This is a genomic window from Amniculibacterium sp. G2-70 (genome assembly GCF_014353055.1).
Classification (GTDB): Bacteria; Bacteroidota; Bacteroidia; order Flavobacteriales; family Weeksellaceae; genus Amniculibacterium; species Amniculibacterium aquaticum.
In genome coordinates this window covers 291,858-307,958 of the sequence record NZ_CP060698.1, presented here as the reverse complement: position 1 = coordinate 307,958, position 16,101 = coordinate 291,858, and the positions used below count along the sequence as shown (strand labels likewise).

Below are 16,101 nucleotides of genomic sequence, written 5' to 3'. Positions count from 1 at the left end.
CTATTAGAAAATCGGAATTTGTAATGAATTCCGATTTTTGCATTTCAAAACGATAAGCCATGGAAAAGGAAATAGTTTTCAGACCAGCCAATCCTGATGACGCACAAGCAATATGGAAAATACTGTCACAAGCCATCATCAGAAGAAAAAACGATGGAAGCCAGCAGTGGCAAGACGGATATCCCAATCCGGAAACGGTCGATAATGATATTGACAATCAATGGGGTTTTGTGCTGCAGGTCGGTGATGAGGTTGCAGTTTATGCAGCTTTGATCAAGAATTTCGAGCCGGCTTATGAGGAAATAAAAGGTCAGTGGATCAGCCATCAAGATTTTTTAGTGGTCCATAGAGTTGCGGTTTCTGAAAGCTTTTTAGGTAAAGGTTTGGTGAAAGTTTTGTTTCAACAAATAGAAGCGTATGCCGTTTCACAAGGTATTTTCAGTATAAAAATGGATACCAATTTCGACAATTTGCCCATGTTGAAAATAGCAGAAAAATTGGGATATGTCTATTGCGGAAAAGTTTATTTTCGTGGGGGAGAGCGCTTAGCATTTGAAAAATTTATCGGTGGGTAATTAATAATATCTATAATCATAATTAACCCGTTGTAATTGGTTCGTTTTGTTCCGAACTAAATATTTTATAATTTTGCTTAAAATTTGATCATGAAATTTTCTTTCGAAATAGATACAGAAATCTTACAGAATTTAGCAAAGTTCTACGGATCTTTATTTGGGCTTCCTCCTTTGGCTGCTAAAATATATGCTTGTCTTATTTTTGATTTTGAAAAAAAAGGAGTGAGTTTTGATGAGTTGGTCGAGTTTTTTTCGGCTTCAAAAAGTTCAGTTTCTACCAATTTGAGTTTACTCATTCATTCAAAATTAATAAAAGACATCGCAAAAATTGATCAAAGAAAAAGATTTTTTATCTTTAATGACGATTATATCAAATTCAGATTCGAGAAAATAGTCTCCATGATGAACGAAGAGCTACGAATTTTAAATGATGTGAGTCGCTTCAAAAAAATTGAACCTCAGCCTGAAAGTAAATTTGAAATCTACAAAACTTTGCTAAAAGGCAATATCCAAAACATACAAGAAACTTTGGAGAAATTGTAATTTAAAGAAGACAAAAGAAATAATAAATTATTAACCATTTATAAAATTATATTTATGAATAAGAAATTTTTAGTCATACCCCTGTTGTCATTGACTTTATGGTCTTGTAAAAAAGAGGAGATGAAACCCAACGACGGACCCAAACCTTTTGATGTGGTAACGGTAGAAGAAAAAGACCTTACGGGTTTTGTTTCGTATCCTGCAACGGTACAGGGGATTGTTAATAACGATGTTAGGGCTAAAATTCAAGGCTATATTACTCAGGTTTTGGTTGATGAAGGTCAGATGGTGAGTCAAGGTCAGCCTTTGTTTCGTTTGGAAACCAATGTCCTTAGCGAAAACGAAGATGCTGCAAAGTCCGGTATTTCGGCAGCGCAAGCCAACATTGCAGCCGCAAAAGCAGCGGTAAATGCAGCACAAGTTGAGGTGAATAAATTGACACCTCTGGTGCAAAAAAACATCATCAGTTCGGTACAATTGCAAACGGCACAAGCCAATGTGGCTAAGGCTCAGGCTCAGCTTTCCCAAGCACAAGCAGCGCACCAACAAGCAGTTGCCGGGTACAAAAGTGTAAAAGCCAATGTCGATTATTCCATCATTCGTGCACCTATTTCTGGTGTGGTTGGTAAGTTGCCTCTAAAAGTGGGAAGTTTGGTAGGTCCTTCAGATCCTACACCGCTTACGACCATCTCCAATACTTCTAGTGTCTATGCCTATTTCTCGATGAATGAAAAGGAATATTTGGATTTCTTAGAAAACATGAAAGGAGCCACCGTTCCGGAAAAACTTAGAAATTTACCCTTAGTCGATTTGGAATTGGCAAACGGAAGTATCTATTCGGAAAAAGGAAAAATAGAAACCGTATCGGGACAGATCGACCCGTCCACAGGGACCATACAGTTTAGAGCAGGATTTTCCAATGCTCAGAAATTGTTGAGCAACGGAAATAGTGGATCGGTAAGATTCCCAATTCACTACAATCATGCCGTGGTGTTGCCGGAAAGTGCCACTTATGAACAACAAGGTATTGTGTATGCCTATAAAGTGGGTGCTGACAATAAAGTGAAAAATGAAATTATTACCGTGAAAAGCAGAGTGGACAATATGGTTGTAGTGACTTCAGGTATAAATAAAGGAGACAAGGTGGTTGCAACCGGAATTGGTGGGCTAAAACCCGATGCTCAAATTATTCCTAAACCGATCAGCATGGACAGTCTTGTAAAATCTTTAAAACCTGTGTTCTAATGATTAAAAATTTTATAAACCGACCGGTATTATCCACCGTAATTTCTATCCTCATTGTCATTTTAGGGATATTGGGATTTGTGGCGCTACCGGTGACTCAATATCCGGATATTGCACCTCCAACGGTGAATGTATCTGCAAATTATACCGGTGCCAATGCCGAAACGGTCATGAAATCGGTAATTGTACCTTTGGAAGAACAAATCAATGGGGTAGAAGGGATGGACTACATTACCTCTTCTGCCGGAAATGACGGTTCAGCACAAATTCAAATTTTTTTCAAACAAGGAGTAGATCCGGACATTGCCGCTGTGAATGTTCAGAACAGAGTGGCAAGAGCAACACCTTTGCTTCCTAGTGAAGTTACCCGTTCCGGAGTTGTCACCCAAAAACAACAGACTTCTGCATTGATGTATCTTTCTTTTTATTCTGAAAATAAAAAGTTGGATGATGTTTTTATTCAGAATTACATGAACATCAACATCGTACCCGGAATTAAAAGGATTTCCGGAGTTGGTGATGCCAATGTAATGGGCGGGAAATCCTATTCCATGAGAATATGGATCGATCCCGTGAAAATGGCTGCCTACGGTCTAGAACCCTCAGATGTTACTGCTGCCATCAACGCTCAGTCTAGAGAAGCTGCCGCAGGATCTTTGGGACAAAACTCCGCCACTTCTTTTGAGTACATCATAAAATATGTGGGTAAATTTAACGAGAAAGAACAATACGATAATATTGTGATAAAAGCTTTGGGCAATGGACAAAACCTAATGCTAAAAGATGTTGCCAAAGTGGTTTTGGATGCTCAATCATATTCTGGATTGGCAGAAAGTGGCGATTTCCCAGCGGTTTCTATGGGTATTTTCCAAACACCAGGATCCAATGCACAACAGATCATCAACAACATTCAGGCTTATCTTAAAGATTCAGAGAAAACTTTCCCACAAGGGGTGAAGTACATCATCAACTACGATACCAACGAATTTTTGACCGCTTCTATGGACAAGGTGGTGCATACCCTGATCGAAGCATTCATCTTGGTATTTATTGTTGTGTATATTTTCTTGCAAGATTTTAGATCCACCCTAATCCCTGCGATTGCAGTTCCGGTTTCCATTGTCGGTTCATTTTTCTTCCTGAATTTATTTGGATATTCACTCAATTTATTAACTTTATTTGCTTTGGTTTTGGCCATTGGTATTGTGGTGGATGACGCCATTGTGGTTGTAGAAGCCGTACATGCCAAAATGGAACAAGGTGTTAAAGATCCTAAAAAAGCCACGGTAGAAGCGATGAGTGAAATTACAGGAGCCATTATTTCCATTACTTTGGTTATGGCAGCGGTTTTTATCCCTGTAACTTTTATTACGGGTCCTACCGGAGTTTTTTACCAGCAGTTTGGGGTTACGCTTATCGTAGCGATCCTGATTTCTGCGATTAATGCTTTGACTTTATCTCCCGTATTGTGTTCTTTATTTTTAAAATCAGGACATCATGACAAGGCATACGAAGAGAAATCTTTTATTCAGAAATTCTTCCACAAATTCAATACGGCTTTTCATGTAACCACCGAAAGATACGGAAGGGCTTTTGTCTATCTTATCCGTCACAAGTGGATTACTTTGGCCATTTTTGCAGTGGTAGGCGGGCTTCTATTTTTTGCAAATAAAAACATGAAAACAGGTTTTGTACCTAATGAAGACCGAGGTATTATCTTTACCAATCTCGAATTGCCACCGGGAGCCTCTATGGCTAGAACTTACAACGCTCTAAAAGCATTGCAAAAAGAAGTAATGAATGTGCCGGGCGTGAGCGGAGTAACCGTTTCTGCGGGCCGAAGTTTCTTTTCGGGTTCGGGGAGTAACAACGGTTTGGCTTTTGTTCGGTTGGAACCATTTGATGAAAGAACCAAGCAAGGTTTGTCGGCCGATAAAATTACAGGTATGCTTTTCGGAGCCGCTGCTAAAGTTAAAGATGCCAAAGTGGTATTTTTCCAACCTCCATCTGTTCCGGGTTACGGGACCAGTGCCGGTTTTGAGATGGTACTCTTGGATAAAGCCGGTGCCGAATACAGCCAGTTGGATGCAGAAACCCAGAAATTTATTGGTGCGCTTATGCAAAGACCGGAAATTCAGTTTGCTCAGACTTCTTTCAACACAAAGTATCCTCAATACCAAATGAATATTAATGTACCATTGGCAACACAATCTGGTGTTTCCGTTTCGGATATATTATCGACCATGCAAGGGTATATTGGTGGGGTGTACACGGCTGATTTCACCAAATACGGTAAGCAATTTAGAGTTATGGTACAGGCGTTGCCAGAGTACCGAAAAGAATTGCAAAACCTGAATTCTATTTATGTAAAATCCAAGTCGGGAGCCATGTCGCCAATTTCACAATTTGTATCGTTGGATAGGGTATATGGACCACAAAGTGTGAATCGTTATAACTTATTTACTTCGGTTAAAGTAACAGGCGCTAACAATCCTGGATTCTCCACGGGAGATGCGATACATGCCGTACAAGAAGTTGCCGATCAAACTTTGGGTGGTAATTATGAAGTAGAATTCACCGGACTTTCTAAGGAAGAATTATCATCAGGATCTCAGACTTTGGTCATTTTTGCATTGAGTTTGGTTTTTGTGTACTTCATTTTGGCAGCCCAGTATGAGAGTTATATTTTGCCTCTTACGGTGATTTGTTCCTTGCCACTTGGGGTTATGGGAGCCTATCTTGGTCAGTGGTTATTGGGATTGGAAAATAATATTTATTTTCAAATTGCCCTGATCATGCTTGTAGGATTGTTGGCGAAAAATGCCATTCTTATTGTAGAATTTGCCGTACAAAGAAGGCATCATGGAGAGACCATCGTTATGTCGGCCATCAATGCGGCTAAAGCCAGATTGAGGCCCATCCTGATGACTTCCTTTGCGTTTATTTTCGGATTGCTACCTTTGGTTTTGGCTTCTGGAATTGGTGCTGTGGGTAACCGGAGCATTGCAACCGGAGCCGTTACGGGCCTTTTGATAGGTACCATTTTGGGGCTCATCGTGATACCGGTTTTGTATGTGATTTTCCAGACCCTACAAGAGAAAATTAAGCCCGTTGTTTTTGAACAAATTAAAACTTCAGAATAAATCCTTTCTAGGATCAGATCTCGTTTTAATTTAAACTAAAAATAAAAGTATGAATACAAATAAAAATATCATGAAAACGGTTATGTCGTTGGTTTTAGCAGCCGGACTTACTTCTTGTGTGGCTAAAAAATCCTACGAAAGACCGAACGATTTGGTACAAGAAAAACTTTTCAGAACCGATAATATTTCTCAAGACAGTCTTAGTGCTGCCAACTTTTCTTGGAAAGAAATCTTTACCGATGCGCCATTGCAAAACCACATCTCTACAGCTTTGGAAAATAATTTGGACATCCGAATGGCGGTGCAAAATATGGTTGCTGCGCAAGCCTATCTGAAACAAGCCAAGGCATCTTACTTTCCAACGGCAACCGTAGGTCCGGGTTATACCTTTGCCTCTCCTTCGTTGAATTCTTCTTCCGGACAAAATTTATCCGAAAGAGTCTATGTCAATCAGTACGATATTACAGCAAATATCGGTTGGGAAGTGGATATTTGGGGCAAATTAAAATCCCAGGAAAAAGCTCAGATGGCACAATATCTGGGCACCGTAGCCGCTCATCAAAATGTGAAAAGTAATTTGGTGGCTTCCGTTGCAAAAGCCTATTATCAGCTTTTGTCTTTGGACGAACAAAAGAAAATCATCAACGAGAACATCAAAATTCGTCTAAAAAATCTAGAAACGACAAAAGCTTTAAAACAAGCAGGAACCCTGTCTGAAGTTGCCGTAAAGCAAAGTGAAGCTTTGGTGTACAATGCTCAAAGTGCTTTGTTGAATATCGATGCTCAAATCAAAATTTTGGAAAACACCATTTCGTTTTTGAAGGGTGAGGCGCCACAAAACATCTACAGAACCACTTTGATGGAGCAACAATTGCCCGCCAACTACAAGACGGGTTATGCGGTACAGTTGTTGTCCAATAGACCGGATGTTCGACAAGCCGAATACAATTTGATGAATGCTTTTGAGCTCAGTCAAAATGCCAAAGCTCAGTTTTATCCAAGTTTAAGGCTGACCGCTTCTGGTGGTTTGCAATCGTTGTCTTTGGATCAACTATTTTCAGCACAATCTCTTTTTGCCAATGTTATTGCAGGGCTTACCCAACCCATCTTCAACAAAAGACAAGTAAAAACCAATTACGAGATCAGCCTGGCGAACCAAGAAAGAGCCTACTTGGGATTCAAAAAAGCCATTCTGTTTGCAGGAAAAGAGGTGTCTGATGCCCTGTCGGTTTACGGTATTCAGGATGATTTTATTGTTTTGAAAAAGAAAGAGTTGGAGGCTTACGACAAATCGGTAACTTATTCTCAAGAATTGGTAAACTACGGTATGGCCAATTATCTTGAAGTTTTAAATGCCGATGTCAATAGGCTGAATGCCGAACTGAACATTGCCAATGCCCAATATACCAAACTAAATGCCGGTGTCGAACTGTACCGAGCATTGGGAGGTGGATGGAAATAAAATTGAATTTTTAAAAGATTCTAAAACAAAAAGCAGGAATTTTTCTGCTTTTTGTTTTTATATTCAGAAATAAAATCCTATTATTGCACAACAAAAAACAATGGGGGATTGGCGCAGTTGGCTAGCGCGTTTGACTGGCAGTCAAGAGGCCACGGGTTCGAATCCCGTATTCTCCACAAAAAAAAGCTTTAAACACTGATGTTTAGAGCTTTTTTTGTTTGTGATTTCAATTTTCTGAGCTGCAATTGTATGGGCGATTTCAATTTCTAACTTTTAATCGAGAAGTTTTGGCTTACCATAATATTACCCAATAAATAATTATTCTTTCTCTTTCATTAAAAGCAATACCTCGTGAATATCCATGTCTAACAGGATCTGGCATATAAGATTTTGAAGGATCTAGTTTTGGTGACCATGTTGCTGTATCACTGAACTGCGAATCTATAATTATGAATTTGAAATTTCTATCCAAATGACTTCGGGTATTGATTCCTTTAGCATAAAAAGCATTCCAAAAATTTGGAACAACTTCATATTTATCTTTGCAACTTTTGAATATTTTACTTTTGTATACTTTATTATAATCCAAATTAGGATCATACTCATTTGGATTAGGGTATATTACACCTAGTATATTTAATAAATCTTTCTCATAAAGGAAGTCATTTAAAACTACAATACAGCTGTCATTATCTGAATAAAGTTTTTTGCTTTTGTAATCATTTAGTGCCTTTTTAATTCGTTCATCTGCGTCCGAATTAAATAAAGCTAAGCCCATATTTATAGTATTGGTATGGAACGATACGGTGTCCACTAGCATTGAATATGTATCATTGACATCATTTAAGGGAAAATGTGACATCAATTTTTCTCCTAAGTAGGAACGACCGAATTGTAGATCCTTATCGTCACTTAAGCTCCTTTTAAAACAAGAATTTAAAAACAAGAGGATTATTGCTGAAATACCCAACACCATAAATTGTGATATACGCATAATTATATAAATTTTAAATTTGTTATTTACCAAATATACCTGGAATTAATTTTAACATACTCCAGCCTATTCCTGTACTTACAGCGCTATTAGCGGAAGAATTAAAATGGGTTCCGTAGGCTCTAGTTTCTGTATAATTTGAAACTTTACCGGTTAACCCCCATTTGTTATCTATCGGATATCCAAATCCATTGAAAGTTCTTGTATTTTTTACTCCAACGGGTCTTGTGATAACTCTGGATGAAATCAAACTTCTATTTCCATAAGAAAGTGTTACACTCTGGTCTACACTTTCCCTGTACACATCGGTATATTGCGTTTCTTTAACATTATCTCTAATTGCTAATTCATAAGGTTTGCCCATTTCTACAATGGTATATTGCCCTTTAGGGCCAGCTCCTGTTACGGAGTAATATCCTGCAAATTGTCTATCTCCATTTTGGTTAAGGTTAAAATGCTGATAAGCTCCTTTTTGAGCATCCCACCAATATTCCCCTGTACTGTCTTTAAAAAACGATAGCCCTTTTATTGGAGGTTCTACATTACCCGCGGCCATCACATCATTCAATCCAGCTCTACTATAGCTTTGTAACCAAGAAAGGATTTGGTTGAAGCTTTCCATATTGCTGGGGTTATGGTTATTACCTCCGCTAGATCCAGTATCATCGGCTAGAGAGTAGGTTTTATAAGTGGGTCCTTTTTCTTCAAACATTATACCGACTGATCTGTCTTTTAAGGCATAAAACAAATCTACGGCTTCTTGGCCTTCATAAGTTTGCCCTGCATTATATACTTTTGGCGATCTCCCGTCGGGGTCTATATACCTTATCGGATTATTAAACGCATAATTGTATGGGCTGTGGCGACGCATTTGTTCTGCCAACGGATCGCTTACACCCCAACGTCCCAGTTCCGGCATGTACATTCTTGCACCGTAGTCATACATTCCGTTATCATCCTGTAATTCTTTTCCGTTGTACTGATAACGGTAACTCTGATTTCCTGCCATTGCATTGTACCCCAAATGCTCCAACCCAAAAGGATAATAATTGCTCTCATCCAGGATTTTAGCTACACCTGCGCTGTTTTTATAAAAACTTAATCTTACATTACCCAAATGGTCTTTGTACTGATAAAATTATCTTAAAAAAGATATAAATCTCAATCATTTTTAAATTTAAATGAAATAATATTACTTTTAACAATACCTGTAAATATTTTGTATTTAGAGAATTCTTTTTTTTGTTTTTTGCTTAAGTATTTTTTGATGTTTTTAGGGGCAACTAATTCTAAATGAAGCTTATAATTTTTATTGTTTATGAGACCAAAAAAATAACCAATTTTTTGTGACTTTGAAAACGACAGTACATAACCATCATTCACTTTTTTGCAGAATGTAATTTTTTCATTGGGTCTTAGAAATATCATGTTTTCGGTTAAGTATCGATTTTTTTCTATGTCAATTCCATCCTCAATATTGTTCATTTTCTTCCATTCTTCTTGCTCCTTCAATTTTTCTTCGTATTCAGAATTTAATTTGTCTACAAATTCTTTTGTTAGTAACTCATTAACATGAATTGGCAAATTATCGGCAAATAAATACTGTTTGTACCTTTCATCTTTCATGTAAATTTGCAACCTAAGGCTGCCTTCTACGACTCCTTTTTTATCAAAATCTTTCCAATCGTAATTATCATCAAAAGGTCTTAAATCTAAGGTATCCAATGGAACAATATAATTATGATTACTTTTATTTAGAATTTCAATTTTAATATATTGTGTAGAAGGGAAACGTTTGTCACTCGGTGCAATTTTAATTTCAATTTGACTAAATGTAAAAATTGAAGAAAAAATCAATATAAATTGAAGTAATTTTTCCATTATTTTTTATTAATAAATTTATAGTGAGTTCTTATCAGTTCATTCAAATTTTCTTTAACTCTATCTACTTCTGATTGATGATAAATTGATCTTTCATATAAAGCTTTAAACATAGGATTTTGTATTTTTTCAATTGCTTTTGCATTGGAACCATTAGGGCCGTGTTTATCTAATACATATTCCCATGTGTCAGAAATGCTTGAGTTCCCCATTTTTGCTTCCCAAGAATATGATATGTATTCTGAAAAAAAACCAAAACTATTTCTTGTAATAGGGGTACGCCCTAATTTTTCATAATATATTACTTTGAAATAACTTGTTACCGAATGGTTAATCTCATGTCCCATTACAAATGCTAATTCTAAAATACTCGTAATAGATTTCATATTTAATTGAACCTTCCACACATTATTATCATCAACATGACCTTTCATCGCACCCAAATCAACGTTAGAGAATTCTACATCCAAACCATTTGTTCCATTAACATTATTTAAAGTTTGCATTAAATCTTGTATTGCTTCTATTTGATAAACTTTAGCAACATCTGCCCATGTAGCACTTGTTTTGTCAGGGTTTGCATATCCAATCCCTTGCAATTGGAGATAAATTGCTCCGGTCGTATTTACTTGATAAGTTCCTCCACCTCCACCTGAAGCACCAAGACTATTAATATAAAAATTTAGTTTTTCAAGAGATCCACTAGGTCCAAAATTCAAAGCATTTCCCGCATAATCCATCATACCTCCCCAGTTGTTTGTAAATCCTATTCCATTATTAGTCCATGTTGTACCGTTCGGAGAATTCAATATCTGATCAATAAATGATTGCGATAATCTTCCGTCTGGATCAATGAACATAATCGGATTATTATTTCCGTATACATAAGGAGAGAATCTTCTTGACATCTCCGCAAGCGGATCAATTACACCCCATCTACCCAACTCTGGCATGTACATTCTTGCACCATAATCATACATTCCGTTATCATCCTGTAACTCTTTGCCGTTGTACTGATATCTGTAGGAAGGATTTCCTGCCATTGCATTGTACCCCAAATGCTCCAACCCAAAAGGATAATAATTGCTCTCATCCAAAATGGTAGCTGCATCTGCGCTGTTTTTATAAAAACTTAATCTTACATTACCCAAAAGGTCTTTGTACTGATAATTTCTCTACCAATTTACTTCTTTTCAGATTCTTATTTCTTTTCCAAAAATAACTCTTTTTGATGATAGTGAAAAAAGCCGTGATGCATATCTATCTACTGTACTTATGAATTGTATTAACAACAACCCATTGCATATCGTTTTTAATTTTAATTTTTTGCAAATGAAAAATTATACCGTATTCCATGTCGGAAGTTGCAAATACTATTGTTGCCAAATCTTGATTTAATATAAAATTATATATTACAAAGTAATCCTGTTGATTTTCATTGGCATAAATATCTATTTTTATTTTTTTTGAAGATGAACCATAAGTGATAGATTTATCAACTAATTCTTTTTTTCTATCGTAAATTTTTATGGTGTTATCTCTTGGATAGTATTTAGCTAAATTATCAAAAACAACTTCATTATTAAAAAATTGTGATACAAAAAATTGATCTTGTTTTTTACTAGTGAAATTTGCACATGATAACAAACATAAAACATATAATAAATTGAAGAAAATTAAAATCAGTTTTTTCATAATGAAATTTATTATTTAAAAATACTCTGTAATGATTTGAAATTCTTTGTAACGTAACCTTTAACATATGCTGAGATTTCAGTATTATAATGACCAATTCCTGCACCAGGTGCTTTATCTAAATATAGAAATTCAAAGTAATTTCCAACATCCGTAGGTCGATATCCAAATTCAGCTTGTATAAAATTAGCTACAGTTTCGTATGGGATTTTTCTCTTACCTAATGAATCACCCCAATGTGTTGTTTCATGACCAATTAGTAAACTCATATATAGTAGATTGCTTAAACCTTCAACTGAGTTTGTATTCTTATTTGCTTTTTCATACCAATCTAGTAAAGCCAATTGCACTCCTGCTGTATTTTTTGTCATTCCCTCTTCTATTCCACCATATAAGTAACTTGCATCACCAAATAATAACATCATTCCTTTTAACATCATCCCTTTTCCATATTGAAAATTTTCTATCAACTCATCCATTGTAAATCCACTTGCTTTGCTTAATGCACTCATAAAGTTGGTGTCATTCACTAGTTTTGGTAGCTGATTCTTCACTAAATCATAAAAAGCGGGGTAATTTTCCTGATAAAATTTTTCTGTTCCCTTAGGAAATTGAAAGGTTGGTCCTCCACCGCTTCCACCACCTGCACCGGAAGATTGTAAGGAATTTACAAAAGGGGATTCGGGTGAAGAATTACTAATTGGCATGCTATCTCTAATAGAATTAAACATATCAATTGCATCTTGACCTTCATATACCATGTGGCTTCCATCTCCGTTTACATCTATAGCCTTCATTCCGTCAGGATCAATAAACCTTACAGGATTATTATTTCCGTAATGATACGGCGTAAATCTTCTTGACATTTCCGCCAACGGATCCACAACACCCCATCTTCCCAGTTCCGGCATGTACATTCTTGCGCCGTAGTCGTACATCCCGTTATCATCCTGTAATTCTTTGCCGTTGTACTGATAACACTACCAAATTACCTAGTAGGTTTCTTTCTTACTTCTATTATATTCCACTTGTTAGTTTTTGAATTTCTTTTTAAAAAAATCATTATACCTTGAAGCCTGTCAGATGTTGTTAATGCAACAAATGCTAAATCTTTATTTAGGACAAAATCATGGATTCTAAAAAAACTATCTTCCAAAGGTAAATTGGTTTGAACTTTTATGGAAGTTTTATCTAACTCATATAATGTTTCCGTATTTGTGAAAATTTTATTTTCATCATAAATTATTACTTTATCTCCATAATAATCATTTAACTCATAGTGAGTGCGCTGATTATAAAAAAACTGCTCAATAAATGAATCTTGATTTTGAATACTTTTACACGAATGTATCAATAGAACGATTATTGGTAGAATAGTGAAAATTATTTGGAACTTTTTCATAGCAAATTTATTTTGAGAAAATAGTAGATAATGTAGTGAAATTTTGTCTTACAAAGCCTTTCAGTATTCCGGAAATATTGTCTCCATAATTTCCTATATGCAATCCTGTTGGGACTGGAAAATTGGGATATGCGGATTTCAAAGCCGAATATTCAAAAAACTGTCCCACTTCCGTACTTCCGAATAATTGCGGAGCTCCGGTGTTTTCAAATTTCATTATACTTAATTTTAGCTTTTTGTAATGAGGAAATAATACCATCTATCTTGTATTCCTAGGAATAATATTAATATGCTTCCATTTATCATTATTTCCTTTTCTTGTCAAATAATATATTATTCCATAATTTCTATCATTTGTCACAAGTACTAAAGTTGCTAAATTTTTATTAAGAATAAAATTATGAACTATAAAATAATGATCATTATCCTGAGGCTTAATATTTGTAAATTCAATTATTTTACCCACATTTTTAAATGTTATATTTTCATTAATAATTCTTTTTTCGTCGTAAATAACAATTTTTTTTTCAGAAGAATTATTAGACAAACTACTATATATTACTTCATTATCTGCAAATTGCGATAAAAAAACATTTCTTTGTTGCTTATTATTCATAATTGTACAAGAGTATAATGAAAGAAAAAATAAACTCGCCAATATTTTAGTTTTCAATTCCATAATAATGATTATTTATTAAAAATTTGTAACATAAGTTGAAAGTTGCTCTTAACATAATTAGTTATAAATCCAAAATTATTACCATTATAACTACCAATGTAACCACCAAATGCTCTGTTCTCAAAAAAACTTCCCACATCTCCAAATTTCGTTTCAAGACCTGTATTTTTATATTTGAATGTTCTTTTTACATCATCTCCCCAATGAGCGGCTTCGTGAGCAATAAGAGATGACATGTAAAGCAAATTAGTAATACCTTCTATTGTGGTAGAATTCTTATTAGCTTTTTCAAACCAATCTGCAACAGGTGTATTTATTGCAGCAGTATTTCTTATATGTCCTTCTGTAAAGCCTCCATATAAATATTCCGCATCCCCAACTGCTAAATCCATTATCTTTATCTCCATTCCTTTTCCGTATTGAAAAATTTCAATCAGTTCATCCATACTAAATCCGCTTGCTTTGCTTAATGCACTCATAAAGTTGGTGTCATTCACTAGTTTTGGTAGCTGATTCTTCACTAAATCATAAAAAGCGGGGTAATTTTCCTGATAAAATTTTTCTGTTCCCTTAGGAAATTGAAAGGTTGGTCCTCCACCGCTTCCACCACCTGCACCGGAAGATTGTAAGGAATTTACAAAAGGGGATTCGGGTGAAGAATTACTAATTGGCATGCTATCTCTAATAGAATTAAACATATCAATTGCATCTTGACCTTCATATACCATGTGGCTTCCATCTCCGTTTACATCTATAGCCTTCATTCCGTCAGGATCAATAAACCTTACAGGATTATTATTTCCGTAATGATACGGCGTAAATCTTCTTGACATTTCCGCCAACGGATCCACAACACCCCATCTTCCCAGTTCCGGCATGTACATTCTTGCGCCGTAGTCGTACATCCCGGTTTCTTGGAGTTCTTTACCGTTGTATTTGTACTTTCTACTCATTTCTTATTGTTTATGGGTACGAGCAAGATTGTTTTGTTTTAATTTTCGTATTCTTTCCATAAGACTAAACTGTCTTTAGAAAATCCTACTGTAAATCTATATCCATCTATATTTCCGTAATTATATTTACCAATAAATATGCTATCACGAAGATTTATAAATTCAGGAACTCCAATAATTTCAGATACTTGTTTGAAAGGCATCCCTTTAGTTATCTTTTTTTGTTTTAAATCAAATTGTTGGAATTTTTCTAAAGCCTTCTTATCCCCACAAGAAAAACAAAGGAAAATTATTATAATTAAAGTATATTTCATATTATTTCGTAAAATATTTATTAAAATTTTTCACCCAATTATTGTAAATGTTTCCGTTTATGTTATAAGCAGTTTCATAGAGTCTGTAATAGTAAAATTTATTTCCAATCATATTAGAATAAAAATCCTGTTTATTAAATGCACTTTTCTGAGGGTCAAGACCTGCAAATCCTTGAAACCACTGCTTTATTTCATTTCCAATTCCAAAAATATTTTCCCCTCCAAATCTAAATCCAACTTCCATAACATGAGTCATATCCATTACTCTTCCATCAATAGGGTTAAATACAAATCTATTTTTAGGACCAGAGCCATATCCCATACTATTTTTTCCGCTTTCATTTATTATTTCGTTATAAGACATATTTTCATATGTTTTAGTCCATTCTGCTAATGTCATCGCATCACTATAATGTTCGTGTAAAGGATTGGTTTTATCATATTTTGGTTTTTTTTTATAATACTTTGGATCTTCTCCATTCATAATAGAATGAATCGCATGATTCAACCCTGCTCTACTATAACTTTGTAGCCAAGAAAGGATTTGGTTGAAGCTTTCCATATTGCTGGGGTTATGGTTATTACCTCCGTTAGAGCCAGTATCATCGGCTAGAGAGTAGGTTTTATAAGTGGGTCCTTTTTCTTCAAACATTATACCTACTGATCTGTCTTTTAAGGCATAAAACAAATCTACGGCTTCTTGGCCTTCATAAGTTTGCCCTGCATTATATACTTTCGGCGATCTCCCGTCGGGGTCTATATACCTTATCGGATTATTAAACGCATAGTTGTATGGGCTGTGGCGACGCATTTGCTCCGCCAACGGATCGCTAACGCCCCATCTTCCGATGTCCGGCATATAAAATCTTGCTCCATAATCGTACATTCTGGTCTCTTGGAGTTCTTTACCGTTGTACTTGTACTTTCTACTCATTTTTTAATTGTTTATGGGTACGAGCGTAACGCTTGCACCAGCATTGGGGGGATTTGGTTATTTAGAGTTATAGTATTTTACAATTAATCTAATTCCGGGAAAGCAAGCCAACAAGAAAAACATGTAAAAGCCAGTTTCTAAATTTAAAATAATTGATAGTGCCAAACACAACAAAGGCATAAGTAAGGATAAAAAACCTATTTTCAAGTAGTTATTTTTATTATAATAAAAAGGAAGTTTATTTTTATATCGATACTCATCATTATATTTTCTATCATGCC

Annotated in this window: 15 protein-coding genes, 1 tRNA gene and 3 pseudogenes; 6 read left to right on the top strand and 13 right to left on the bottom strand. The window is 35.4% G+C overall.

Annotation, left to right across the window (positions count from 1 at the left end; genetic code table 11):
• The first annotated feature begins 59 nt into the window (after window positions 1–59).
• The 6 genes from H9Q20_RS01385 to H9Q20_RS01360 all read left to right on the top strand — a co-directional run bounded on the left by H9Q20_RS01385 (window position 60) and on the right by H9Q20_RS01360 (window position 7,144).
• Entirely contained in the window at window positions 60–575 is a 516-nt protein-coding gene (locus H9Q20_RS01385; RefSeq protein WP_187478120.1) for a GNAT family N-acetyltransferase, read from the top strand.
• Window positions 576–665: 90 nt separating this feature from the next.
• Complete coding sequence (locus tag H9Q20_RS01380; protein WP_124642978.1) at window positions 666–1,118, top strand: GbsR/MarR family transcriptional regulator; 453 nt, start codon at window positions 666–668, stop codon at window positions 1,116–1,118.
• Window positions 1,119–1,172: 54 nt separating this feature from the next.
• A complete protein-coding gene (locus H9Q20_RS01375; RefSeq protein ID WP_124642980.1) occupies window positions 1,173–2,363 on the top strand; it encodes an efflux RND transporter periplasmic adaptor subunit in 1,191 nt (396 codons plus the stop codon).
• Window positions 2,363–5,506: an efflux RND transporter permease subunit gene (locus tag H9Q20_RS01370; RefSeq protein WP_187478119.1), complete on the top strand. Its 3,144-nt coding sequence runs from the start codon at window positions 2,363–2,365 to the stop codon at window positions 5,504–5,506. Before H9Q20_RS01375 ends, H9Q20_RS01370 begins: the two co-directional genes overlap by 1 nt.
• A gap of 49 nt (window positions 5,507–5,555) precedes the next feature.
• Complete coding sequence (locus H9Q20_RS01365; RefSeq protein ID WP_241154782.1) at window positions 5,556–6,968, top strand: efflux transporter outer membrane subunit; 1,413 nt, start codon at window positions 5,556–5,558, stop codon at window positions 6,966–6,968.
• A gap of 102 nt (window positions 6,969–7,070) precedes the next feature.
• Window positions 7,071–7,144: transfer RNA gene (locus tag H9Q20_RS01360), tRNA-Ala, on the top strand.
• Window positions 7,145–7,260: 116 nt separating this feature from the next.
• On the opposite strand, the gene H9Q20_RS01355 is transcribed toward H9Q20_RS01360, so the two are convergent.
• The 13 genes and pseudogenes from H9Q20_RS01355 to H9Q20_RS13335 all read right to left on the bottom strand — a co-directional run.
• Window positions 7,261–7,962 (bottom strand): hypothetical protein, encoded by a 702-nt coding sequence (locus tag H9Q20_RS01355; RefSeq protein WP_187478118.1) that lies wholly within the window; start codon window positions 7,960–7,962, stop codon window positions 7,261–7,263.
• Window positions 7,963–7,984: 22 nt separating this feature from the next.
• Window positions 7,985–9,079, bottom strand: a complete 1,095-nt coding sequence (locus H9Q20_RS13310; protein ID WP_187478117.1) for an RHS repeat-associated core domain-containing protein — start codon at window positions 9,077–9,079, stop codon at window positions 7,985–7,987.
• 44 nt (window positions 9,080–9,123) lie between these two features.
• Complete coding sequence (locus tag H9Q20_RS01345; protein WP_187478116.1) at window positions 9,124–9,843, bottom strand: hypothetical protein; 720 nt, start codon at window positions 9,841–9,843, stop codon at window positions 9,124–9,126.
• The gene (locus H9Q20_RS13305; protein ID WP_187478115.1) at window positions 9,843–10,994 is read right to left on the bottom strand and encodes an RHS repeat-associated core domain-containing protein; all 1,152 of its coding nucleotides are present in this window, start codon (window positions 10,992–10,994) and stop codon (window positions 9,843–9,845) included. The genes H9Q20_RS01345 and H9Q20_RS13305 overlap by 1 nt, the downstream gene beginning before the upstream one ends.
• Before the next feature lie 109 nt (window positions 10,995–11,103).
• Window positions 11,104–11,538: a hypothetical protein gene (locus H9Q20_RS01335; RefSeq protein WP_187478114.1), complete on the bottom strand. Its 435-nt coding sequence runs from the start codon at window positions 11,536–11,538 to the stop codon at window positions 11,104–11,106.
• Window positions 11,539–12,326: 788 nt separating this feature from the next.
• Window positions 12,327–12,515: pseudogene (locus H9Q20_RS13345) on the bottom strand (RHS repeat domain-containing protein); the annotation flags it as partial.
• Window positions 12,516–12,526: 11 nt separating this feature from the next.
• Window positions 12,527–12,940 (bottom strand): hypothetical protein, encoded by a 414-nt coding sequence (locus H9Q20_RS01325; RefSeq protein ID WP_187478112.1) that lies wholly within the window; start codon window positions 12,938–12,940, stop codon window positions 12,527–12,529.
• A 7-nt stretch (window positions 12,941–12,947) separates the two neighbouring features.
• Entirely contained in the window at window positions 12,948–13,157 is a 210-nt protein-coding gene (locus tag H9Q20_RS01320) for a hypothetical protein (protein WP_187478111.1), read from the bottom strand.
• A 42-nt stretch (window positions 13,158–13,199) separates the two neighbouring features.
• Entirely contained in the window at window positions 13,200–13,556 is a 357-nt protein-coding gene (locus tag H9Q20_RS01315; RefSeq protein WP_187478110.1) for a hypothetical protein, read from the bottom strand.
• A gap of 71 nt (window positions 13,557–13,627) precedes the next feature.
• Window positions 13,628–14,293 carry a hypothetical protein gene (locus H9Q20_RS01310; protein WP_410369584.1) on the bottom strand — a complete coding sequence of 222 codons (666 nt, stop codon included), beginning with the start codon at window positions 14,291–14,293 and terminating at the stop codon, window positions 13,628–13,630.
• Window positions 14,294–14,380: 87 nt separating this feature from the next.
• A pseudogene (locus H9Q20_RS13340) lies at window positions 14,381–14,563 on the bottom strand (RHS repeat domain-containing protein); the annotation flags it as partial.
• Window positions 14,564–14,610: 47 nt separating this feature from the next.
• Window positions 14,611–14,886, bottom strand: coding sequence for a hypothetical protein (locus tag H9Q20_RS01305; protein ID WP_187478108.1), 276 nt, complete (start codon window positions 14,884–14,886; stop codon window positions 14,611–14,613).
• Window positions 14,887–15,624: 738 nt separating this feature from the next.
• Window positions 15,625–15,811, bottom strand: a pseudogene (locus tag H9Q20_RS13335) (RHS repeat-associated core domain-containing protein); the annotation flags it as partial.
• Between the last annotated feature and the right edge of the window lie 290 nt (window positions 15,812–16,101).